This is a genomic window from Poriferisphaera sp. WC338 (assembly GCF_050931845.1).
Classification (GTDB): Bacteria; Planctomycetota; Phycisphaerae; order Phycisphaerales; family Phycisphaeraceae; genus Poriferisphaera.
Window position 1 is genome coordinate 840,027 of sequence record NZ_CP194516.1, and the last position, 22,367, is coordinate 862,393.

Annotated in this window: 19 protein-coding genes; 5 read left to right on the forward strand and 14 right to left on the reverse strand. The window is 50.0% G+C overall.

Going from position 1 to position 22,367, the window contains the following annotated elements:
- Nucleotides 1–76: 76 nt before the first annotated feature.
- The 13 genes from ACQ6WK_RS03385 to ACQ6WK_RS03445 form a co-directional block, all read right to left on the reverse strand.
- A complete protein-coding gene (locus tag ACQ6WK_RS03385; protein WP_432799336.1) occupies nucleotides 77–820 on the reverse strand; it encodes a prepilin-type N-terminal cleavage/methylation domain-containing protein in 744 nt (247 codons plus the stop codon).
- Nucleotides 821–932: 112 nt separating this feature from the next.
- Complete coding sequence (locus tag ACQ6WK_RS03390; protein ID WP_432799337.1) at nucleotides 933–1,628, reverse strand: PEP-CTERM sorting domain-containing protein; 696 nt, start codon at nucleotides 1,626–1,628, stop codon at nucleotides 933–935.
- 126 nt (nucleotides 1,629–1,754) lie between these two features.
- Nucleotides 1,755–2,828 carry a hypothetical protein gene (locus ACQ6WK_RS03395; RefSeq protein ID WP_432799338.1) on the reverse strand — a complete coding sequence of 358 codons (1,074 nt, stop codon included), beginning with the start codon at nucleotides 2,826–2,828 and terminating at the stop codon, nucleotides 1,755–1,757.
- Between the two features lie 374 nt (nucleotides 2,829–3,202).
- On the reverse strand, nucleotides 3,203–5,386 hold the full coding sequence (locus ACQ6WK_RS03400; RefSeq protein WP_432799339.1) for a hypothetical protein: 2,184 nt from the start codon (nucleotides 5,384–5,386) through the stop codon (nucleotides 3,203–3,205).
- A gap of 42 nt (nucleotides 5,387–5,428) precedes the next feature.
- The gene (locus tag ACQ6WK_RS03405; RefSeq protein ID WP_432799340.1) at nucleotides 5,429–6,244 is read right to left on the reverse strand and encodes a glucose-6-phosphate isomerase family protein; all 816 of its coding nucleotides are present in this window, start codon (nucleotides 6,242–6,244) and stop codon (nucleotides 5,429–5,431) included.
- A 26-nt stretch (nucleotides 6,245–6,270) separates the two neighbouring features.
- A complete protein-coding gene (locus ACQ6WK_RS03410) occupies nucleotides 6,271–8,097 on the reverse strand; it encodes a class I mannose-6-phosphate isomerase (RefSeq protein ID WP_432799341.1) in 1,827 nt (608 codons plus the stop codon).
- A complete protein-coding gene (locus ACQ6WK_RS03415; RefSeq protein WP_432799342.1) occupies nucleotides 8,098–9,084 on the reverse strand; it encodes an ROK family protein in 987 nt (328 codons plus the stop codon).
- Nucleotides 9,081–9,887, reverse strand: a complete 807-nt coding sequence (locus ACQ6WK_RS03420; protein ID WP_432799343.1) for a GntR family transcriptional regulator — start codon at nucleotides 9,885–9,887, stop codon at nucleotides 9,081–9,083. Before ACQ6WK_RS03420 ends, ACQ6WK_RS03415 begins: the two co-directional genes overlap by 4 nt.
- On the reverse strand, nucleotides 9,874–10,509 hold the full coding sequence (locus tag ACQ6WK_RS03425) for a glucose-6-phosphate isomerase family protein (RefSeq protein ID WP_432799344.1): 636 nt from the start codon (nucleotides 10,507–10,509) through the stop codon (nucleotides 9,874–9,876). Before ACQ6WK_RS03425 ends, ACQ6WK_RS03420 begins: the two co-directional genes overlap by 14 nt.
- Nucleotides 10,510–10,755: 246 nt before the next feature.
- On the reverse strand, nucleotides 10,756–11,775 hold the full coding sequence (locus ACQ6WK_RS03430; protein WP_432799345.1) for a nucleoside hydrolase: 1,020 nt from the start codon (nucleotides 11,773–11,775) through the stop codon (nucleotides 10,756–10,758).
- 117 nt (nucleotides 11,776–11,892) lie between these two features.
- Entirely contained in the window at nucleotides 11,893–13,803 is a 1,911-nt protein-coding gene (locus tag ACQ6WK_RS03435; protein ID WP_432799346.1) for an exo-alpha-sialidase, read from the reverse strand.
- Nucleotides 13,804–13,873: 70 nt separating this feature from the next.
- Nucleotides 13,874–14,677, reverse strand: a complete 804-nt coding sequence (locus ACQ6WK_RS03440; RefSeq protein ID WP_432799347.1) for a type II secretion system protein — start codon at nucleotides 14,675–14,677, stop codon at nucleotides 13,874–13,876.
- Between the two features lie 83 nt (nucleotides 14,678–14,760).
- Nucleotides 14,761–15,636 carry a LamG domain-containing protein gene (locus ACQ6WK_RS03445; protein WP_432799348.1) on the reverse strand — a complete coding sequence of 292 codons (876 nt, stop codon included), beginning with the start codon at nucleotides 15,634–15,636 and terminating at the stop codon, nucleotides 14,761–14,763.
- A gap of 200 nt (nucleotides 15,637–15,836) precedes the next feature.
- On the opposite strand from ACQ6WK_RS03445, the gene ACQ6WK_RS03450 reads away from it, so the two are divergent.
- Both ACQ6WK_RS03450 and ACQ6WK_RS03455 read left to right on the forward strand, forming a co-directional pair.
- Nucleotides 15,837–16,643 carry a helix-turn-helix domain-containing protein gene (locus ACQ6WK_RS03450; protein ID WP_432799349.1) on the forward strand — a complete coding sequence of 269 codons (807 nt, stop codon included), beginning with the start codon at nucleotides 15,837–15,839 and terminating at the stop codon, nucleotides 16,641–16,643.
- 59 nt (nucleotides 16,644–16,702) lie between these two features.
- Complete coding sequence (locus ACQ6WK_RS03455; RefSeq protein WP_432799350.1) at nucleotides 16,703–18,067, forward strand: exo-alpha-sialidase; 1,365 nt, start codon at nucleotides 16,703–16,705, stop codon at nucleotides 18,065–18,067.
- A gap of 6 nt (nucleotides 18,068–18,073) precedes the next feature.
- Here the strand turns inward: ACQ6WK_RS03455 and ACQ6WK_RS03460 are convergent, their stop codons facing one another.
- The gene (locus ACQ6WK_RS03460) at nucleotides 18,074–19,450 is read right to left on the reverse strand and encodes a family 20 glycosylhydrolase (RefSeq protein WP_432799351.1); all 1,377 of its coding nucleotides are present in this window, start codon (nucleotides 19,448–19,450) and stop codon (nucleotides 18,074–18,076) included.
- Nucleotides 19,451–19,667: 217 nt separating this feature from the next.
- On the opposite strand from ACQ6WK_RS03460, the gene ACQ6WK_RS03465 reads away from it, so the two are divergent.
- The 3 genes from ACQ6WK_RS03465 (at nucleotide 19,668) to ACQ6WK_RS03475 (ending at nucleotide 22,350) form a co-directional block, all read left to right on the forward strand.
- Complete coding sequence (locus ACQ6WK_RS03465; RefSeq protein WP_432799352.1) at nucleotides 19,668–20,711, forward strand: LacI family DNA-binding transcriptional regulator; 1,044 nt, start codon at nucleotides 19,668–19,670, stop codon at nucleotides 20,709–20,711.
- A 67-nt stretch (nucleotides 20,712–20,778) separates the two neighbouring features.
- Nucleotides 20,779–21,645 carry a LamG domain-containing protein gene (locus ACQ6WK_RS03470; RefSeq protein WP_432799353.1) on the forward strand — a complete coding sequence of 289 codons (867 nt, stop codon included), beginning with the start codon at nucleotides 20,779–20,781 and terminating at the stop codon, nucleotides 21,643–21,645.
- A 51-nt stretch (nucleotides 21,646–21,696) separates the two neighbouring features.
- Entirely contained in the window at nucleotides 21,697–22,350 is a 654-nt protein-coding gene (locus ACQ6WK_RS03475) for a type II secretion system protein (RefSeq protein ID WP_432799354.1), read from the forward strand.
- The last annotated feature ends 17 nt before the right edge of the window (nucleotides 22,351–22,367 follow it).

The following is a 22,367-nucleotide window of genomic DNA, read 5'->3' on the forward strand; positions in this document are numbered from 1 at the left end:
AACCTTTAAGAATATCTACAGAAGGTAAATCATTACGTTGTTAAACACAAAGGGTGTGTACTTCAATATGGTTGTGTTAGGGTGTTGAAGGAGGATTGTGGCCGGACGTGCGGTATTCGTCGTAGATCCAGTCGCCACCATCAAGTTGCTTGTTGCCGAGAAAGCTCACTTTCGGGATTTGGATGGTTGCGGCGTGGCTGTCTGCGAAAAGGACATTGAAACGCCCTTCTTCATGCCACGGTTGCTGAGGAATGTGCTCTCCCCACGCAGCGCCTTGGGCACTGTGTTCGCCAGCAATAACGAGCTTACTTGGATTAATAATTTCGGTCATGCGTGCTGAACCAATGTTGTCACCAAAATTGGTTAGGTCATCATGCTGTGTGTGGCTTGCTGTTGAATATGAGCTTCCTACTAGGTTGTAAAGATCTTCGCCCGGATCGGTGGGGCACATGGCGTAAGGCACTTCATCCTCATCCTGCAAGCGCGCATTGAACAGATATAAATTTAAATGACGAACTGAGGGGACCGCTCTGTGGTATCTAGCGATAGTTGAATCGCCACGTTTGCCAACCCAGTAGAAGGCGCTGGCGGTGATGGCGTTCGTGGGTAATTTGATACTTTTGGATGGCAAGAATTCATCGTAGTCATTGAGATATGTATATGTCGCGATGCCGAGTTGTCGCAGATTGCTAAGGCATTGAATCTTAATGCCAGCGGATCGAGCTTTGCTTAACGCCGGGAGAAGTATAGAGATTAGCAATGCAATAATTGATATGACCACAAGAAGTTCGATCAATGTAAATGCTTGTTTGCGTTTCATTAGAGGCACTTTCAAAAATTTATTTGTCGCATAACACGCGGTTGATGATTGATGCAATCGGTGAAAACCCACCCTGCTGGTTAAGGTAGAGTGGATTAGGCGGCTAGCCTGTTTAGTTGATACGCTTTCGCTTCATGAGCAGTCCGAGACCGACTAGACCGAGGGAGAGGGTCGCAGGTTCAGGGATCGGGGTTGCTTCCAAACTAACGGCATCAATGAACACACGGTTGAGTGAAGCGCCGGAGCTTGATGCGTTTTGGAATGCAATATATAGGTCATCGCCAGCATTGGCCGTGGTGGCGGTGAAGCTGACAGAGTGCTTAACCCATGCTGTGTGTGACAAGACATTGGTGGTTCCGTCAAAGTTATAAGTCGCTAGCACAGCCGTTCCGTCAGAGAAGCCGAAACTAATCGCACCGTCTTCAGGTTGCGAAGCGTTAATTCTGCGGAAATATGCAGAGAGGGTGTAAGTTGTGCCATTGACGATGCCGGCAGTCAGAACCTTCTGTGAGAAGTTGGTGTCGCCTGCGGGCGTGCTGCGGTTGCTAAGTGCGGCATATTGATCGCCATCAAACGCATTGAGTGGGTCTTGATCGTTGTGAAGCAGTAGAATACCGAAACCATGCCCTTCTGATTCGACCCAATCGCCGCCAAGAGTGCCATCAAAACTTGTGATGTCGTTGTCCTGGAAGCTGGCGTTATCGATCGCGATGGGGGCGGCAATGATTTGCTCACTGGTGATCAATAGTGCCCCGGCTGCAACGAACATACTCATTCCCATCCGGATGATACTTTCTCTTTTTCGCATACGAATTCTCCTTCATAAAAGTAAAAGTGTTGACAAAGTAATAGCCATTGCAATCCTGCCGGTGAATTGGCAGCTGCGATATATGGATTCTTTGATTTTGGAAAACAGTGTTACATGATGATCGATTTATGATTCGACAAATTGCATTTCCATGCGGTACGGTTCAGGTGTTGGGTTTGCGGGATTGATTTGTGCCTCAAGTATTCGGCCAACCAACTCACCTTGTTCTTCGGGTGAAATAACGGATTCTTCGTGTGGGATTTTTTGAATGATCTTGGGTCCTGTGGCGTAATATCCGCCGTAGGTCATGAACAGATCATGCTTGTTTTTAAGATTCAATCGCTTCATGGCATGGCAACAAACCTCGGCGATATGGCCACCAAATACGATGACGCCTGTGTTCTCGCTATTATTGGAAACATGGTCAATTAGGGTTTGTTGGGCGGCTACTTCATGGACTGGAATAAAGATCGGTGTAATGGCGCAATGTGGGAAGCCGATAGATTCGAATTTTGTTTGTAATGCTTGTTTAAAAAGGAAGCCACCAGCATACATGTGGTCATGCATCAAAAGAATGATGCGGCTGCAACCTTTACGTTGGAAATAGTCAACGTGAAGGTCGGCAGCTGCGATATAGTCACGGTCGATAGAGGGGATGCCTTTCACGCCGGGGTAGGGTGATCCGTGTATGACTGCGGGTAAGCCGGATTCTGCGATTGTGAGTTGTGATTCGATGGAAGAACGGACAAGGACGAAGCCAGCCATTTCATCTTTGGCGGTTGAGAGTGTAACGATGTCTTGAGTGAACTGTCCTTCGTTCTGAGCTGGAAAAAAATTCAAATGAATGTCTGCATCTGGCAGTGCTTTTTGCAGGCCAAGCAAACATCCGTCGGAATAGATGCCTTCAGTGGTCATGTCTGCTTTGGGGATGAAAATGTGAATCTTGCGAATGGAGACTTTGCCGTTTTGATCAGCGTATGGATCGAGGATAGTAGGTGCTGATCCGCGTGATCTGACAATCTGACGGCGAACGGAAAGTAGTTGCAAGGTACGGTTGGCGCGTTGTGTGCTGACGCCAAGTTTAAGTGCGGCTTCAGATGCTGTGAGGTAAGGTTCACCCGGTGTAAGTTTGCGCTCGCGGATATCCTCGCCAAGGCGATTGGCTAATTCGACAATGGATGGATTCTTGGTTGCGGGCATTGGAAAACATTCCGTAGTCAGGGGGCGATTCAATTGCGGTATGTGGACTATCTGTGATTTAACAATGTAGAGTGTACTTTAATATTTCTGTAAATCAAGAGATATTTCTAATTAAATAAAAATTTCAAATATCTGCTTTTGTACAGATGCCGAAATACCAGAAATCTTTGATAGGAGGCGATAAATGATGATTATTGGGTGAATAGTAGTGTGTTGGGGGCAATCATTGCCGGGAGATACCGGAAATATCTTTTGCTATTTCCGGCAAGATGGAAACGGTGTATGAATTTAATTTCATCCGTAAGCTGCTTGGTATGTGACAGCCAGTCCGTTGTGGACGGGTTCTGATCAGTAGGATCTGAATGTTAGGTGGCCTACGAAGATGATGGCTGGAGGGTCATGCTTTTGTTTAAAGCTAAGGTGCGCAGGTCGGGTTTGGCGAGTTGATTATTAACGATGACGCGATTCATTTTCGATGGGATGTGAAGCGTGATGGTGTCTGGTTGTAGTGGCCAGTTTGAATCTATTTCGGCTTGTACGTGCCATGTGTTGGCGTGATCTAATTTCGCAGTGATTGAAATTGGACCGAAGCGTGTGGGAGAGTTTTCAACGATGATGGGTTGGTTGGGTATGAGCCATGTGCTAGGAATGCCGGGCATAAGTTCGAGCTGGTTACCACGCTCAAAGATAAGCAGATTGCGTACCAGACGTATGAATTCGGCGGAAGCCCAGTTGTGCGGCATGTCACCCCAACACAAATCAAGATCGGATGACGCAAGACTTTGCTCTTCCCGCCAGATGCGCGTGGGGGCTGCGTGGTTGGCAAAAGCATAGAGGTATTGCGCGGCTTTTTCGCCTTGGCTAGCGTATAGCCAAACATGCGCGGCAAAGGAAGCATAGTAAGGCCAAAGTGCTTGATATGGAAGCCAACCTGTCTCTATGGGAATTCCTTGTTCTTGATCTTTATGCTCGAAGAGTCGTAGAAGATTTTGAACGATAGAGTCATCTTGATCGAAAATTTCGCCGGGGAAGATGCTTTGGCAGAGTGCCCATGTGCCGGTGAGTGGGCCGATGCGATGGTTGATAGAAACGCGATCGGTTTGGTTTTCGTTCCAATGGTGTTCGCTGCTGCTGTTCGGCATGGATTGGGGGAGGTAGGGGATACCGTTATCAAGATGCTGCATGTCTCGTGCCGCGCAGCGGCGAAAGTCTTCTAAAAGCCCTTGAAAATCAGCCTGAAATGTGTCGGCGTCTTGATGATTGCCGAGGTGGGCAGCGGCACGTGCTGCTTCTTTGAGGCCGATCATAATCCAGAGTGCGGTAGTGTATTCGGCTCGGAGGCCATTGATCCCACCATCGGGGAAGCTGCGTGGGAGCAGGCTGAATTCAGGTGCAGAAGGATCAAGTTGGCGTGCTTGATCTCGTAGCGATTGGATATAGTGTCGTGCTTTAATTACGGTGGGCCAAAGTTTTTTAAGACGGTCCCAGTTGCCGCTGAGTTCGGTTTGGCGAACGAGTGTGGCGAGGGCAATACCGGTTTCTTTGGTGTGTTCAGGAATGTCGGTGATTGAGCCGTCGTCATGGACGCGCTTGAGCATAGCATCAATACCGCGGTCAGCTTCCTGGTCGTGGCCGAGATAGCGGGCAGCTTCAAGCATGAAGTGGCCGTCGACCATCCAGAGTCCTCTGTAGCAGGTTGGGCCGACTTGAAATTCGGGGGAGCCATCCTTGATCTCGCGGGCTTGAAAAATGTTCCGTGCACAGGCGCGGAGCATGTCGTTGATTTGTGGATCGGGGACTTGTAGTGTGCGTGTTTGAAAATTGGCATGATCCCAGTGTTGTCGCATGCTATCTAGTGCGTGATCGATATCTGCGAGTTTATGAAAGGGTGCGTCATGGTGATCAAGTGTGATGATGATTGAGCCATGCAGTGTGTGGTCGGGTGATAATGCAATGGGTTCGGTGATGCAGCCGAAGCCTGGACCGAATGTGCGTGTAGGGTGGTGATGCAGGGGTTGTTCGATGCTGAACACGGATTGGTGTTGGATGATGACCGGGCGGTCTTTTTGGGGTTGCGTGGGGTGGTCGGTGTTTGGGGAAAATTGGATGTGGGAGAACGATGACAAATGGTGGTCACTTGTGTCGACGGCTTGCCATTGCCCCTGGTTTTGTAGGGCATTGAGGTGAAGAGCGACCTGATGAGGGGTGATTTGGTTTGGGTTTTGTGAGATGGACCACTGGACTATGTCGGATCGTTGATCGTTTTGTTGATAGGCGAAGGCGCGGAGTTGGAGTATGGCGTGGGAGTAGGTGAGTGTGGTGATGACGATAGGGCGTTTGGCGGTTTCGGTGACTTGCGTGATGGTTTGAGGTTCGCCAGAGCCGAGTAAGCGAAAGGATAGGATGCGATTGAATTGATGGGTAACAATGCGCTGATAATCATAGAGCAATGCGCCATCCTCACGAACGAGTGATTTGTGTTGATCATCAGCGAAGCCGATGCAGGTCCAGCTTGATGGCGGTGCAAAACGGAAATCAATGTTGGGATCATGATTCATGGGTTAAACTTCTACGGCCAGTTGGCATGGTTGATGGATGAATTATGGTATGAAACGTGTCCATGCATCGTGTACTGAATCAGGATTGGGCACGAAATCAAAGCGTGAAGGTGATTGTTCGTATTGCAAATAGATCGGTATATCAGGATCTATTTTAAGTTCAGTATACGGTCTTGGCGGCCTGCGAATCAGTTCAGTGTAATTTTGGTAGGTCGGGTTGTGTTCAAATTGTAATGTACGGCCAAGATTTAATTTCGGAAAGAATGCGAGACCGTTGTGGGCGCGGACGTCGTCATAATCAAACGCATAATCACGATCGCACCATGCGCCAAAGGTGAGCGGTTGACTTGGATCGGCGCTGATAGTGGCGTGGGCCCAGCCGGGTGGCACGATGACAACTTGGCCGGGGCCGGCTTCTATTGCGTAGCATTGTCCGGCGTCGGAGTCATTTGCGATGCATTTTTCCTGCATTAGGATCACGGCGCGGCCTTGCCAGATTTCATAAACTTCCGGTGTGCGGACGCCATTGCGGGGGTTTTTTGCGTGGGTGTGTCCTTGTGATCGGATGGGTTCCTGGCCGAGTTGGCCGGTGGCATAGGTGACTACGCCGAAAAGCAAGTGGCGATCCAGAAGGTCATTGTGATGTGACGGTTTGCCCACATCCATCATGATTGCGTAAACCTCATCGGGGCCGGTGCAGTTTGGATCTTGCAGGGAAGGGCGGATGGCATCGAGTGTTCTTATTTCAGGTTGGGGGCCAAAGGTGTTCTCGCCGAGTCGAAAACCAAGCGGCGTTGTAGTTGGGAAAATGTTCAGGCCGGGGTCAAACGAAGATTGGTTGGTGGAATTGAGGTTCATCTTGTTCTAGGTTGCTTGGTTTTGCATCATGATTGTGTACGGACAAATGCTTTGACGGTGGCACACTCGGTGCCTTCCGCTTCACCGTATGGGCGGATGGTATATGCGTCGACGGATGCGGGGACGATGAATGTTTCAGCATAGTGAACAATGAACGGTTCGAATGCATCGGTCGGTGATTCAACGATGGCTTCACGCCCTTGCACGAGGTTTAGCACATTCACGCTGCCATGTTCGATGCCACCGGTGTGATGCGGAACGGTTTTAGTGAACCAGTGCCGTCGGGTTTCGATAAACTCACGTTGGTGAAGGCCGGTGCGTTCTTCGCGCCAGCCATCGCCTTCACCGACAGGTTCAATTGTGTTGATAAGTTGTGTTTCGCAGAAAGTGGTGTCACGGTCCCATTGAATGTTCTGCATGCCGCGTTTGATGTTGATCGGGCGCGGGTTGCCGTCGAGTCCAAGGCGCCCCCAGTCCCAAAGCTTGAATGTGAAAATATAGGGGGTGGCGCTGATCTCCAGCACCATCGTATTCTTGCCGGAGCAATGAACCGTGCCCGCGGGGATGAGGAAGTGATCGTGCGCTTTAGCGGGAAAGCAATTGGCGAACCTGTCTGCATCGAATGGTTTGCCGCCGGCTTGTGCGTCTTCGAGCGCGGCTTGGAACGCGTCGGGGTCGACACCTGGCTTCAAGCCGAGGTAACACGTGCCGTCATCAGCAGCATCAAGCAGGTAGTAGCTTTCATCTTGCGTGTAGTGCATGCCGAAGTGCTGCTGGATGTACTCAGTGAGCGGGTGGACTTGGAAGGAGAGGTTGCCGCCGTCCATGGTGTCGAGGAAGTCGAAACGGATCGGGAACTCGTCACCAAAGCGCGCGTGTACTAGATCACCGAGCAATTCGCGCGGGTGGTTGTAGAGCGCGTTGACGCTGGGCAATTCAAATGCGCAATCATTGAAACCAAGCAGCAGGGAGTTTTCTTCCGGGACGCAATCAAAGCACCACGCATAGTTTTGTGGTTCAGGATCGTTGTAGCCTTTGAGGTCGCATACTTGGCGCATCCACTGACCACCCCACGGGCCAGGATCAAAAAATGGTACGACGCGGAAAGGTTGATGTGTTGCGGCCTGCAAGCCTTCGTGGATGTGATTGGCGTTTGCGAGTTTCGGTGAAGTGTGATGTGTGGTATCTAGGAAGTAGTCGGCTGTTTTCAGCAAAGGCTTTTTATGACGGTCGCACACACGCCAATCAATGAAGTAGGCGCGTTTGTATTGCAGGGAGGCTTTAAGGTTGTGGTTGTTCACGCCTAGGTTACTGGCTTGGTTGCGACGTTGGCGGAGTTGTCCTTCCCAGCGTGGCATGTCGGCGTAGATGAGTAGCCCTTGATTTTGGATGAGTGTGGCGCCAATGCCGAGAATCAGGATACGCTCGTTTGGCTTTGCGGTCTTGACTTGTGCTTTTGCTTTGGCAAGTTTCTGCGGGCAGAAGAATTGTTCAAGCTGTAATGGGCAGAGGAATCCGAAGATCGGATCATCACTACCCAGCCATGGAGCTACCAGTTTCTCGATCTCATCTTGCGGCTTAAACAGATCGATCATCTCGATGATGTAGTTCGGTTTAAGCTTCGAAACAAGGTATTTTTTGAGTTCTTGCGTGTCGACACCGAGATAACAATCAATCGCAAAAGTGGGATGATTGGAGGTGATCCATGCATCATTTATTGTGACGGCGATGTCATTCCAGCCTTGTATGCACGTGATATTTCGTCCGTTTATGGGGACGGGCACAACGGGCCGTTTGTCATAGTTGCTCGTGAACGGTGGTTCTACGACGGTGCTATTGCATTGCATGGTCATTTAGCTTTTCTCCTGCGAAGATGCGCTAAGTTCGGGCAGCCATGCCGCACCAATTAGCGCCGCATCATCACCGAGTTCACTGATTAATACGTCGACACGTCCCCACGGCGTCCATGCGTGATCATCTAAATATTTTTGAATGCCTGTACGGACTGCGGGCCAGCTTCGTCCGACGCCACCGGCAAGGATTAATCGCTCGGGATCATATGCATGCACAAGCCCGACCGCTGCGGCCCCCCATGTTTGGATGCTGTCACGTTCGATTGTTTGTGCCAGCACATCGTTCTGATTTGCCCATGTGTGGATGTCGAGATAGCTCGGTGATTTCAATTTGGCGATGGGGCTATCTAAATACGTGGGGTTCTGTTTGAGGATGCGTTGGATCAACTCGGGAAGATGTGCAGTGGAGGCGATCGCTTCGGCGCAGCCTTGGCTGCCGCAGGTACAATCGGGGCCATTAAGCATGACAGGTAGGTGTCCGCCGAGCACGCCGGCTTGTCCATGAATGCCGCGGAGAAGCTTACCTTCGATGATGGTGGAGGTGCCTATACCTGTGCCGAGTGTCATGATGGCTAGGTTGTTGCAGCCTCGTCCCGCGCCAGCTTTCCATTCACCTACGCAAGCAGCGCGTGCATCGTTTTCAATGACCAGTTTCGCGTGGCAGGTTGATTGTGCCCACGCGGCAAGATCAAGATCTGGTGCATCAAGATACTTTCCATTAGTTGAAAGGATACGATTGTTGGTGGTCTCAACAATGCCGGCAAAGGCAAGTGCGATCAGCGGTTTATGAGTTGCACATGCGGGGTGAGCTGTGGTCATGCTCTGCCAGTGCGAAACCATCTGTGCGAGCTGTGGTTCTAAACGAGTACGGTCATTAACGTCAATTTGGCGGCGTTCAAGTATTGTTTTGTGTTCATCAAGCAACGCGAGTTTGATCTGCGTTCCTCCAATATCTGCTGCCCAAGTTGTATGTTTGGTCGTATTCATGACGTGATCATTTGATTGCTAGGGTCGAGCTTGAGGCTGACGGTGTATTGAAATTGGCTGGCGCGGTAGTGATTGATCGCGTATTCAATAACTCGCTCTGCGCTGTCATAAACCGAACGTTCACGTAAAAGGATAGGCGTACCTCGTGTGATACGGAGCTGCTTCGCCACGGTTGTGGTCGCCGCCTTTGCGGAGATTGACTCGTCCGAGCGCGCCGGCGTAACACCTTTGAGTACTTGCAAACCCGCGTACATGCCGTGCTGTAGATCAATCGATGAAACATCCTCCAGGTCAGGCAAGAACCACGAACGGAACCAGACGGTTGGTTTGGGCGAACGCGCTTGTTTGGGGGTGTTTTCTCGTTTAACTATGCCACGCAGCCGTGAGAGTCGCCATATCGGTATGGATGGATTGATCTGAAAAATCTGCGCGACCGCTATGGGTGCAGGTAAATGCTCCCAGCGAGTTTCCAATTCAATTACATCCATCCCTCGATCACTCATCTCTCGGCGAAAGCTTGGCCAAGCTGTTGCTGAAGTTGTCACGCGCCGACGACAAATACGCGTGCCTATACCGGCGCGCCGTTCAAGTAATCCTTCACCGACGAGGCGTTTGATCGCATCACGTAGCGTGCCTCGGCTGATTCCCATCTGCTTCACTATATCCATTTCATTGGGAAGCAGGTCACCGTCCTTATATGAGTCGCTTTGTAATAATTGGCGCAGAGCGCGTTCTACTTGTGCATGTAGAGGCATCGGGGATGCGCGATCAACTTTGAGTAATGAAAGTTCAGCAGCGGTCATGTTCATTCTCTCTCTTGTCGATATCAACAAGCTGGGGTTTACCATTGACACAAAGTAATCGTGCGGAAAAGCCTTGTTTTGCAATGGTTTCGTAGTCATGCCCCGCATCGGCTGGCCAGCACGCGCCTAGTGTTAGTACGTGCTTGCCAATGTTAGCCACACGGTGTGCGGTACGTCCCGGAATGTAATGTAATGAACCTGGGGTCATGTATTCTGCTCGGCAGGATCGATCTTCATTCATCAGGATCAATGCGCCTTCGCCAGCAATACACCAGTAGTACTCTGCTGCGTCGCGATTTTTATGGAAGTGTCCTTTGGTCATGTTGTATTCGTTGCCGATCATCATGGGCATGACTTTGGTGTTGCCGAAGAACAATCCACCTTGCGTACCTTGCTTGACCGGGAGATAAAGGTTTGCTTCGTAGGCGAGTGTGCCTGGAGCAATTTCATTGTAGGCTTGTTGATCTGCGAATACGCCAATCAGATCACCGATAGTTCGACGGAGCTTCTGAAGCGGTGTGTTAAGGTTGCCGCCGCCTAGCTCTCCGGTGCATCCGTCAAAACATACGGCCGCGGGAAGCAGTGGTGAGGGGGTTGTGTTTTGGGTGGGCTCAAACGTCATATGTTTAAATGTATGAACAAATAAGCGAGAAGTCAATCATACAATTTGAGAAGCGCGTAGTTTGGTCGTGACATGGGCCACCACTCTCGGTGATTCAGGGACCATTTTTGCGATCAAACGCAGAAAAGCTCGGGGGGGATAGGCATCAAAAAACTTGCGATTCGGCAAAGGGGCATTGGTGGTCTATAGAAAAACCGCCCATCATGATGATGGGCGGTGATGAATGCAGGTTGATATAGATCGACTTTAGGTCGTTGGGGTTTGCTGCTTGGCGGCAGGGTGGTTCCGCGGAATGGCGGAACAAAGCTCGGTAAAGGTTTGGGTGATGCGGGGGATCTGATTGGGATCAAGTTTAAGGTAGACGCAATTGCCATTGGGGTCGGGTGTGAAGACGGTGACATGGTCTTCTCTGATGTCGACATTGCCGGGTTGCGAGAGTTGGAAGTACCCTTCGTGTGGTCGGATACTAAAGAGGGCGCTGGTGAGGTCCCAGGTGGGGCGGTTGTGGGGCATTTCACGGTAGAGGCGATAGCCATCAATGACGGGGTGGTGGTCGATCCAATTGTAGTCGCTTTCGATACTGGCCATGGGATAGGGGATGGCGAGTCCGATTTCAAAACCCGAATAGATGATGGGACGCGGCGATTCGTTAGCGAATCGTCTCGCCGATTCGGGGTCCATGTGGATGTTGTATTCACGGTACTTCAGGTCAGGGCTATGAACATTCTCTTCGCAGAAATTACCGGCCATGACGGAGAAGTAAGATACTTTCTGGTCGACCAGATCGTGGCCACTCAGTGGTGAGTATTGATCGGGTGGAGATTCAAAGAGGCGAATAATATTAGTTGAAAAACCGATCATCATGATGATAACTGAGTGATCATCATGTTCGGCAAGTTGTTTGCGGAGTAGGGTGACGGGGTCAGTGTATTGTTCTGGTGATTGGGAGCAAGGGTAGAGGGGTTTGCCTTGGTCGTTTTGTTTGTCGGTGAGGGCTTTGTTGAACAGGCCAACCTCAGGGGTGAAGCCACTCGTGATTTGACCGATGGGTATGCTGGGGCGGCCATAGAAAGTATTGAGCAGATCGATACAGGTGGCAGCGTTGGGGTGGTCTTTGCTGGAGATGACGCTGAGCAGTTCGCATTCGCCATGGTCTTGTAGTGTGTGGATGAGTGCGAGCGCGAGCGCGTCGTCGATGTCGTTGCCCATGTCGGTATCGAGGATGATTTTAACAGGCTGGTTGGGTTTGTTCAGGAAGCTGTCCATTGTGGATCTCATGTTGTTAGTTAAAGTAATGATCGTTTCATTAAAATTAATGTAAGCGGGTGCGGACGATTACTGGTGTATGATATTTTTGGGCGGCGTTGTGGGTTTGGTTTGTGACTAGTTGTTTGCAGGGGGGAGTTCGACAGTAACGAACCGGACTTGGCGGCGGTTGTGGTCGTAGGCAAAAACGAGCTTGCCAGATTGGATGATGATGGGGTGAGGGTAAGCGAGTTTGCCGCCGAAGATGATATCCTGTTTGATGGACCATGATTCGAGTTGGTCGTCGGAGATCCAGATGGCGATTGGGTCGCGTGGGCCGCGCTCACCGGGGATGCCGCCGGAAGGATTGTGGATGAGTGCGATGCGGCTGTCGGGAAGTTTAATGAGCGCGATGAGTGAGGAAGGATTGGGGATGTCGGTTTGGACAGCAGGCGACCATGTCTTACCGTTATCTTTGGAATCGGATCGCCAGAGGAAACCGCCCCATTCGGCGCGCATGAGCATGACGATGGTACCGTCATCGAGTTGGACAGCTGTCGGTTCAAGTAAACCTAGTGGCCTGTTGGCGACTTCGCCGTGTTCATTGAAAGTGGTGACGTCGTCGTTGGAGGTGAAGCCCTGGCAACCGTGCAGATGTGTGCCGAACTTGCCGGGTTTTTTGCCTTCGGCTTCTGGCATGGCTGCAGCTTGTGCTTCGGTTTTGGCGTAAGCGAGTTTAGTCACGGGTGCGATGAGCGGCTTGTCGCGAGCAGTGAATGTCGAACCGGGGTAAAAGTATTGGCCGTTCTGCAATTTGAAGCGGTGGCCGAGCGAAGCGCGATTGCTACGAAAGTTGAGTGGAGTCTTGGACGACCATGTTTTGCCATGATCATCAGAGGTCATGCGGAAATAATTCCAGATGGTGTAGAGGTCTTCAGATGGCCAGTAGGCGCCGAGGACGACGATCTGTCCGTTTTCAGTGGTAAACATGTTGGTGAGTGCGGAAGCTTGTTTGCCTGCAGGAATCAGAATTTTAGGTTTGGACCATGTTTTACCGAGGTCGGATGATCGAGCGATCAGGACGCAGTTGTCGGTGGCAGGTTCTTTGGCAGAGCCGGAAAGCCATGCGACGAGGAGATCGCCGTTTTGCGCTTGGGTGATGATGGGAGCGCATGCGAGGCGGTAGGTGATGTTGTTATGTGGCCAGCCGGTGTGTCCGTCGAAGGCAAGATGCTCTTTAATTTTGATGCGGTTTTCGGAGGTGGTGATTTGCGTGGGAGGTTGTGTATCAGGTGTGTAGCCGAAGGAAGTCAGACCGTTTTTGTGTAGGTCATCAATGTCATTTTGAGAAAGAGCGTGGTTGAAGATGGAGATGTCATCGAGTGAGCCGATGAAGTTTTTGCCAAGTGAGGCACGTTTGGTGGTGGGAGGTGTGGCGGTGGTGTTGGGATGATAAGTAGCTTGAGAGGATTGAAGTTTGCCATCAATGTAAAGTGAGAGTGTTTTGTTTTTAACAACAGCCGAGACAAAGTGCCATTGATCATCGTCGAGGCGCATATCAGAGAAGATGCCGACGTTGTGTTTGTTGGTGCCTTTGACTTCAAAAAGGACGTGCCCGCCTTTACCTGAATTAGCGCGGAAGAGGATGATGCCGGCACCGCCCTGATTATGCTGGGCATTATCAAAGATCATGCGGTGGGTTTTACCGGTGAGTTTGTTGTGTCTGAACCATCCAGTGATTGAGAAATCATCTTGGTTGAAGTTGAATAAGTCCATACGACCTAATGCGGCATGATCATCTTTACCTGTGAGATGGATGGCGTTGCCGTAGTTTGCGCCATGGCCGGCGGTGCTTGGTTGGTAGGATTGATCGGTTTGACCGATGAGTGTGGCGTTTGGGCCGGTGGTGTTGTAAATATTCTGCGAAGGTTGGCCGTTGAAAGGGTAATGGCTAACAAGTGCGGCGCGCGTGGCAGCGGTACATGCTAGAAGCACGAACGTGCAAAGAATAATGGTGGTGTGATGAATGATTCGCATAAAGTTGACCACGTTGTACTCCGTACTGATTTTACAAAACTTGTAGTGAGATGAAATCAAGATTGATTGTTTTCTGCTGTATTTACCAGAAATAAGGTCGCGTGCCGCTACTTGCATGAGAGTAATGTGCTGTATCGGCAGCACTGGTGGGGCGAGTGTCGTTAGCACCCATACTGTCTTGGGTGACCCATGTGCCGTGGCCGTCTGCATGCATGCGGTTTGAACCAACTAGGTGCCGGACAAAATCAGCACGTGTGATGCCGCCAACGAAGCCTTGCGTACCATGATTACTGCCGCCACCTGAGGAGAGCATGAAGTTATATTCCGCCATGATGAGCTTGTCGCTGTTTTCTTCGAGGATGTTGCGTGACGAGATCATGATGGGGTCATCGTAGAAGATGCCGCCATAGGCAGGTGCGACGGTTCGATTTTTATCATAGAGGCCAGGTAGCCATAGATATTTGGTGAGGTAGTAGTTTCCGGTGAAGCCCATCCACGATTCATTGGGGCGCATGTCTGATGGGTTGTCTTTGAATTCACTGTCGTCCCAAGTCGGGCAGTGGACAATATCCATATTGCCGAGATAAGGGAGAAGCTGATCGACGAATCCTTCATGTGGCCATGTGTAGGGTGTGCGTTGTACATTGGATGCAGGGTTCAAAGCGGTGTCGCCGTAACGATCTGGCATGACCCCCTTCGAGTCCACGAGTAATGCGATCGCAGATGTACCGACGGAGCGCATGTTGGCAAGACATTGTGTGCGTCTTGCTTGTTCACGCGCCGAGGCCAGAGCTGGAAGAAGAATCCCAATAAGAAGTGCAATGATGGAAATGACAACAAGAAGTTCAATGAGCGTGAAAGCTCTTCGGTAAAAGAGGATGTTCATGATGGTTACTCCGCTAGCATGTCATGGTAATCGCTGATGCCGCGGTTAAGCTACATCAGCGGATTGAATATTACGTATGTCGTTTACTTCTTTGATCTACGGCTAAGAAGTAGCGTACCTGCTGAGAGAAGCATCAGTGAAGCAGGCTCTGGAACTTTGTAGAGACCGTTCAGTTCACCAGCTGTCAGTGCGTGGTCGTAGATCTTGAACGTATCAAGTTCGCCATCAATCCCGACTGCCATACGTGTGCCTTTGCTGCCGGTGGGACGGGCTTTGGTGCCGAGACCGTAAGCGACTGACGAACCTTGTTGCACACCATCAATGGAAAGGGTCGCCACTTCATCATCGATGATCGCGGCAAAGAAGTGCCATTGACCATCATCGACACTGCTGTCGGAGACGATTGAGATGTTGTCGAAGGTTGTGCCGCCATCACTGGAAGTCCCTTTGACGGCGAATTCGAGCAGGCCGTTGCCGAAGACAGCGATGGATTGGCCGCCGAAGTTGTGGACGGCGTTGTCGTAGATGAATGTTGTGCCGCCAGTGCGCGCGTTGAGCTTGAACCAGCCAGCCATGGAGAAATCGTTTTTCTCGAAGTCGTGCGCGCCGATTTTGCCGAGAGCAACTTCGCCGCCGTTAGCGCTGGGCATAGAAAGTGCTGAGCCGTGGTTGCCGCTGAGAGCGTCGAGCGGTGTGCCGGCGCCAGAAGCAACAAATGCAGGTCCACCAGCAACAGGGTTATTCACGTCGTAAAACGCGCCGTTGTATCGCAGGTCACCGCTTGCGGCGCCTTGATCGTCGACGATGGTTGTTGCGACTTGGCTGGCAATGGTTTTGGTTTGTGAACTGTCATCAAACGAATACGAAGAAATGAGAGCTGCTTGCGTCTGTGTCGCAAACACGCAGCCACACGCTGCGGTGAGTAAGAAGCTCATTTTGCCGTTGGATCTCTTTTGCATGATTTCCTCCTGTACTTTTGGCATTGAAAAATGAGGCTTGACCTTGATGCATGAAAATGTCAATATACGATTGAAGTGTGATTTGTGTTTGGTCTTGATTAAATCTCACAACACATTAAAAAATATCATCTTATGTTTGTAATTCAATCGCAGGAATCAACGGACATATATCACTTTTCGATGCTAATGTGAGAGAAACGATGCATATTGAAGAATTGCCGAGTTTGCGTTTTGCGGGGTGGCACACTGATGACTGCAATGTCTCGATGCACCGGCATCATTGTGCGGAGTTGATTTTGGTGACTCGTGGGCAGTGTCGGGTGGTGATGGAGGGTGTGGATTATGTGGTAGGCCAAGGGGAGTTACTGGTGGTGTCGCCGGATGAGCCGCACAATCAAGTGCAGATTTCACATGAATCGGTTCGCACGATCTATGTTGGTTTTCGTTGTGCGAGCACAGTTTTTGAAATTCGACCGGAGGTGATCGAGGTTAGGCAGCATCAAGCCGTGCAGCAGTTGATGCAGATGTTGGCAGAGAATCGAAATGACATGCAGGGGTGTGATCTGTTGTCGGCAAGTGGTTTGTTATTGGGGTTGTTGCGGATGATTGATCAGATCCGGATGCCAAAGCGTATGCCGATGCCAGCACACCCGAAACTGGCGCATGCACTGGAGATTGTTCATGCACATATCAGCGATCCACTGTGTGTATCTGACCTTGCGGTACAAGTTGCGATTAGTGCGAGTCATCTGACAGCTCTTTTTCGCGAATCGTTTGGTTGTGGGCCAGCTCAGTATTTGTTGCAGCTAAGAATGGAAGTGGCGTGCCAGCATTTAGCGGAGCCGTATTTAACGGTGAAGGAGATTGCTGCTATGTGCGGTTACGAGAACGTCAATTTGTTTATTCGACACTTTAAAAATAGGCATGGCATGTCGCCGGGCAAATGGCGTAGCGATCCGGATCGTCTCGACAGTGCGATCAGTCAAGTGATCACTAACCGTGCTTGAATGGCAAGATACGGTTTGATGTCGCATTGAGCCGGTACATTTTTCTAAAGGTATTGATCATGAAATTGATTGTTGTGGGCGTGATCCATCTTATGGTTGCGATAACGGTATTTGCGCAAATGCCAGTACGGTGGGAGGAGCCGAAGGGTTATCATCCGGATGTGATTGGATTAGGTTTGCCGCAGCTTCAGGGTGTGGTGCATGAATTGCTATATGATCCGTTGCCGATGACGATCGGATCAGGAGAGGGTGTTGGCTATCCTTCAACTGGCCACGGATTGTACAATCACCATCCGCATCTGCTGGTTGCAGATGATTATCTCATTGCGTATTGGACCAATCATGCGATTGATGAGAACGGGGCGGGGCAGCGGTTGCTTGGGCGGCTCGGCAAGATTCATCAGGATAAGTCTATTCAGTGGTTAGACGGCGTGTTTGAAATTGCGCCGCCAGCGACGGACGTGTGGCGGCGCGCCGAGAAAGAGAATGTTCTTGCGCAGGAAAAACGCTTTATTTCAGGGGAAATTAAGCAGATTGGGGGGCGATTGTATGTGGTGGCTCGTTTAAGAATGTATTTGGGGTGGACGGACGATATGAATGAACGGTTTCGTCAGTCTAATTCGATCAACACAGCTCGGTTCTCGCTTATGGACGGGCGTGAGAAGGGCTTCCCATACGATATTCGATGGGATATTGGTCCTACGTTCTATCAACAACTGAAGATTGAAGGTGGAGAGATTCGATATGTTAGCGAGATGTTTGTGGATGGTGCGGTGTATGAACGTTTGGCGGTGACCGGCGATAAGGTGATGTTGTTCAATCCGCTTCAAGATTTGTATCGTGATGTGAAGGATGTCAGCAAGTGTGATGAGCAAATGCGAAGAAATATACGCGCAATGTCTGAGCGGAGAGATCGTGGTCGGCCGCGATTCAACCCGGGCACAAGGCATCTAACGGTTAATGGGAAGCATGGCCTTGCACATCTGACGCAGTACCAGATAAGCGATGGTCAGTGGATGGCGGTTCGCGATAATTTGGCAGACCCCGGTTGTCTCTATGTATCTACGACGGATGAAAGCGGTGCGTACCAGCTTGCAGTTAAAACCAATCTGCCGGGGTATGCGCTCTCGTTTTCGGGGCGCCTAGATGATGGACGTGTGTGGCTTATCACCAATAGTAAAGATCGACGTGATCTTGTGTTGATGTTGTCGCAAGACGGGGTAGTGTTTGATCAAACGGCTGTGCTTGTTTCGGTGTGGAAGCCGTGGACGCAAGGGGTGGGTAAGTCACGCTGGGGCGGGCCGCAGTATCCACATGTGGTGCAGCATGGTAATCAATTGTATGTGATCTATAGTATTGGTAAGCAGCAGATCGGGTTTACGCGTGTGCCAATCGAATCGCTTGCTGATGGTCTGGCGCGATGATGATGTTTAGAGTTTCATGGGGCTCATCTCTTGTGCTTCAATGGGTTGTTGTTGCAGGTTTTGAAGGTGTTTGCGTAGTGGTATGATGCGAGTAGAAAGGTATTCGTTTATCCAGATGGGGTCGATCAGGTCTTTGAATGCTGCGTGGATCTGTTGCTGCACGTCTGGGAGCCGTTGAAGCAGTTTGGTGCTTTGTTTTCCAAGGTATTCGGTCGAAAGGCCAGGATCGCGGGAGGGGTCCTGTTCGCTGAATATCTGTTGCTCATCCGCGTATCGGACAAGCCGCCACCCTTGAGCAATGATGTCCTCAAATGTTTTGGCAGCGAAATAGCAAGCATCAAACGGTTTCGCTGCGGGGATTGATTTCAGCCATGTACGACATGTTTGGATTCCCCCTTCCGGTGCTTTACCGTCATACATGATGGATGCGATCAAAGCCATGCAGTCGAGAGCTGCGTCATTGGGATCGCACTGCAAACGTGAATAGGAATAGCGTGACCAGCCTGTTGCGACCATGCTGTGCATATGATGTTGTTTTGCTTGCTTGATCCATGCTAGGGCGTTTTCTTCTCTTTGTATGGGGCATGGTAAGCTGCTATCCATGATGTTGTCTGCACCTTTGTATGCGGTTCCCGCCCATAGTGAGAAGCCAGCGTTGGCGAGGGTTTGAATATGCTTGGCGTTGTAATGGTGGTCCGCGGTTTCTGGATTACCTTGATAGCCCCACGTAATGAGGTCCGCTTGTGTGCTAAGTTTACGGAGTGTGTCTGTGTCCCAGTCAATCATCATGTCGTGCCAGAGGATTGGGCGGATCTGTTGTCGGTTTAATTGGGTGAGCATTGGTTGAATGTGCTGAAGATAGAGCGCGCCTTTTCCGTGTTGATGAATGTAGGTTTGTGTTTCGGTGTTGCTGCCGAAATGCCAGGCTTCATCGCCACCAAGGTGAAAGTATTGAACGTTCGGCATGAGTTCTAGTACGTCATTGATCATGCTTTGAATGAGTGGCGTTGCTCCGTTTGCGAGTGGATTAAGTAGGTCAATGGTATCAGGGCGTTCGCGTAGGTGGGCATAGTCGTCATGGCGAAGGACCATTTCGAGGTGGCCGAGGCATTGCACGAGTGGAATGAGTTGGATGTTGCGACGATCAGCTTCACTTGTCAGAGTACGGATTTCGCTCGGTGTGTAGTAGGTTGCATTGCGGAAACGCGTATCGATGGTCCAGGGGAATTGATCCTCGAGCTCGAGGAGAATGGCGTTGAATTTGCAGGCTTGAACGAAGTCAAGCCATTCGGTGAGTCGTTTGGGTGTGGGTGGAAGGCCTTTTAGGTCTAGGTGAACGGCACGTGTTGTGATGAAAGGATGCTCGTTTTGGAACAGTGTCATACGTTTTTCCTGAAATAATCTTGCAGTATTCTTTCTGCTATCTTAGGGCTGTGGCGGGTGTTTTAGCGGATATTCAATAACATACCATGTATTTAGACGTGTTTGAAGGTATATACGTAAGTTTTAATGCCACGTTCTCGAAATAATAGAGAAAGAAAATTTCTAAAATCTTACGTATTCTCTTGCGTAGTGTTGGTGTGTCGTGTAATCTTTACGTATGTCGAATACAAAAGTAGCACAAGCGCTTGGGGTTTCAGAGGCCACAGTCTCACGGGTGATGAATAATCAGCCGGGGGTATCAAAATCAACCGCGCAACGGGTACGTGAAATGGCGGCGAAATTAGGTGTGGGGTCACGCGCACACCATAGTTCGCTTGAAGGGATTCGATATAACACGGTTGGGCTTGTGGTCTTGAGTGCTGATGCTTTTCAGCGATTTTCGCAGGCATACCATCAGACGATTGCGGGGGTGGAGGATGCGCTTCGTTCAAAGGGTGTGGAGATGATCTATGCTCGAGCAAGTGAACCATCGCAATTACCGCCGCGGATTTCGGCGGGTGAAGTTGATGGTTTGATTTTGGCCGGGACGCATCCAGATCCTGCGACTTTGCGCGTGATTGAAAAGTTACCACAGGTATGGGTCTGTTCACATCGTGAAGACGATTGTGACATGGCATTGGAAGGAAATCATGCGGTCGCGCAATTGGCGGCTGATTATTTGCTTGGTCGGGGTCATATTTCTTTAGCTGCAATTAGTCCTCTTGCATCACACCCCGCGATGCGTGCACGTCTGGAATATTTCGAGTATCTCGTAACACGCCAAAATGCTTCTGTGAAGATTATCAGTTGCGATGTTGATGAAACGCTACTGGAGCAGACTGATGTAGAAGACGATCCATTACGCAGATTGGCTGAAGTTGTTGACGGTCAAGTTGAGGAGATGCTTGCCTGTGAGCCACGGCCAACAGGTATTATGGCTGCAAATGATATGGTGAGTGGGATGATTTATGCGGCTTTGCAGAAGCGTGGTATTCGTCCGGGTATAGATATTGAAATTATTGGCAGCGAGCATGATGGGCCTGCATTGAGTGGCTTATATCCTCGGCCGGCAACCATTGATATTGCTGCTTTTACGATGGGGCGTCGTTCTGTAGAGCAGTTGCTTTGGCGAATTGCGCATCCAAATGAGCCGCACGCTTATCAGGTTGTGGTAAAACCATGGCTGGTGCACGGCGATGACATTAATGAATCATTGTCATAGTTTCATTTAGTATCGTTTTATTATTTATCATGTTTTTTTGTTTAATCACTTCGAAAGGAGAAGAGCGATGTTGGTACGTCAATATAGTAAGCCGCTCGCGGGAGTTGTAGTCGCTACGGCGTTGTTCGCGGGTAGTTCAGTTGCTTCTGCAGCAACGATTGCGCATTGGGAATTCAGTGAGGGGTCGGGGCAAACCGCTGCAAGTGTTGGTGATCCAGGCAGTCTCTATAAGATGACACTTGGTGCAAGTGGTAGTACAGCATCAGATCCAATCTGGACGATAGGCCGAGCAGGGGCAGGCGGTGCATTGAAGTTTGTTAATGAAAAAACAAACAGTGAGGGTGATCGAGATTTCCTTATTAATCACACCGGCGTTGTGCCGACATCAAATGTGAATGGATTGCAATTAACAAACTTCACTGTTGAAGCATGGATTAATCTATCGTCACTATCCTCCGGTTTTAGCAATGAGGATCCGTACACGATCATGCATCTGACCGGCAAGAGTGGCGCTACATCACGCACAAACTTTGCACTCAGAGCCAATGGCAACAAACTAGAAGGCTTTTACTCGGATACTGGCGGCACAACTCGTGTTATTACTCATACTCTTGCGGACTTGAAGGCAGATGAGTGGATGCATGTGGCATTTGGTCGTGATTCAACAACCAACCAAAGCAAACTTTGGATTAACGGTATTGAGCGGGTTAGTACCGAAACCAATGATCCTATTTCCGGCTTGTCGGATCTTAAATTTGCTATCGGTGCTGATATTACGTCCTCTGGTGCAAGACGCCGATCATTCGACGGTTTGATCGATGATGTTCGTATTAGTGATCAATTGTTGACGACGGGTGAGCTGCTCATTCCAGAGCCAGCATCCCTAGGTCTGTTAGGGCTAAGTATGCTTATGCTGCCGCGTCGTCGGAAATAGGCCCTATACGGATCATAAAGAAATTTAGGAATGATTAGGAAGCGAAGCATTATGCATAAACATCATGCATTCACCTTAATTGAGTTACTTGTTGTAATAAGTATTATTGCTCTACTAATTTCAATTTTACTGCCCGCCTTGGCAAAAGCCAGAGAGGCGGCGCAGCAAATACAATGTCAAAGCAATCTCCATCAGATATCAGTTGGTGTTGCTGCGTATGATACGGATTTTAAACGTGTGCCGCTAACAATGTACCAGAACGGAACCCGTAGCCGAGTGTGGTACAACATGCTCATTAAGGGTGGATACAATCAAAAGGAAGGTCTGATCTGCCCATTGGTTGATACTGATCCCGCTGATTTGTATCCGCCGTTCACGGGTACCGAAGAAATACGAGGTTACACGAGACACTATGCGGTCAATGATTGGCTATGCGGGTTTATTCGTCCGTCAGGCACACCGATTGTTCGTGAATCGGTTGAAATGGCATTGGTAAAGTACCCGGCGAACTCCATTATGGCGGGCGATATCAATAGTGATTTTACCGTGGCGGGTTACAATTCTCGGAATCGTTTCTTTGAGCGTCATGCTGAACGTCATGATGGTGGCGCTAACTATGTTTTCTTTGACTTGAGTGTTCGTTATTCAAAAGATTGGCAGGAGTATGATCAAGATGCCTATTGGCATGATCTGCCGTTGCCGTAACTCACGATAGATTATAG

Coding starts and splice junctions, on each gene's coding strand:
- ACQ6WK_RS03385 (WP_432799336.1), bottom strand. CDS start 820: ATGAAACGCAAACAAGCATTTACATTGATCGAACTTCTTGTGGTCATA.
- ACQ6WK_RS03390 (WP_432799337.1), bottom strand. CDS start 1,628: ATGCGAAAAAGAGAAAGTATCATCCGGATGGGAATGAGTATGTTCGTT.
- ACQ6WK_RS03395 (WP_432799338.1), bottom strand. CDS start 2,828: ATGCCCGCAACCAAGAATCCATCCATTGTCGAATTAGCCAATCGCCTT.
- ACQ6WK_RS03400 (WP_432799339.1), bottom strand. CDS start 5,386: ATGAATCATGATCCCAACATTGATTTCCGTTTTGCACCGCCATCAAGC.
- ACQ6WK_RS03405 (WP_432799340.1), bottom strand. CDS start 6,244: ATGAACCTCAATTCCACCAACCAATCTTCGTTTGACCCCGGCCTGAAC.
- ACQ6WK_RS03410 (WP_432799341.1), bottom strand. CDS start 8,097: ATGACCATGCAATGCAATAGCACCGTCGTAGAACCACCGTTCACGAGC.
- ACQ6WK_RS03415 (WP_432799342.1), bottom strand. CDS start 9,084: ATGAATACGACCAAACATACAACTTGGGCAGCAGATATTGGAGGAACG.
- ACQ6WK_RS03420 (WP_432799343.1), bottom strand. CDS start 9,887: ATGACCGCTGCTGAACTTTCATTACTCAAAGTTGATCGCGCATCCCCG.
- ACQ6WK_RS03425 (WP_432799344.1), bottom strand. CDS start 10,509: ATGACGTTTGAGCCCACCCAAAACACAACCCCCTCACCACTGCTTCCC.
- ACQ6WK_RS03430 (WP_432799345.1), bottom strand. CDS start 11,775: ATGGACAGCTTCCTGAACAAACCCAACCAGCCTGTTAAAATCATCCTC.
- ACQ6WK_RS03440 (WP_432799347.1), bottom strand. CDS start 14,677: ATGAACATCCTCTTTTACCGAAGAGCTTTCACGCTCATTGAACTTCTT.
- ACQ6WK_RS03445 (WP_432799348.1), bottom strand. CDS start 15,636: ATGCAAAAGAGATCCAACGGCAAAATGAGCTTCTTACTCACCGCAGCG.
- ACQ6WK_RS03450 (WP_432799349.1), top strand. CDS start 15,837: ATGCATATTGAAGAATTGCCGAGTTTGCGTTTTGCGGGGTGGCACACT.
- ACQ6WK_RS03455 (WP_432799350.1), top strand. CDS start 16,703: ATGAAATTGATTGTTGTGGGCGTGATCCATCTTATGGTTGCGATAACG.
- ACQ6WK_RS03460 (WP_432799351.1), bottom strand. CDS start 19,450: ATGACACTGTTCCAAAACGAGCATCCTTTCATCACAACACGTGCCGTT.
- ACQ6WK_RS03465 (WP_432799352.1), top strand. CDS start 19,668: ATGTCGAATACAAAAGTAGCACAAGCGCTTGGGGTTTCAGAGGCCACA.
- ACQ6WK_RS03470 (WP_432799353.1), top strand. CDS start 20,779: ATGTTGGTACGTCAATATAGTAAGCCGCTCGCGGGAGTTGTAGTCGCT.
- ACQ6WK_RS03475 (WP_432799354.1), top strand. CDS start 21,697: ATGCATAAACATCATGCATTCACCTTAATTGAGTTACTTGTTGTAATA.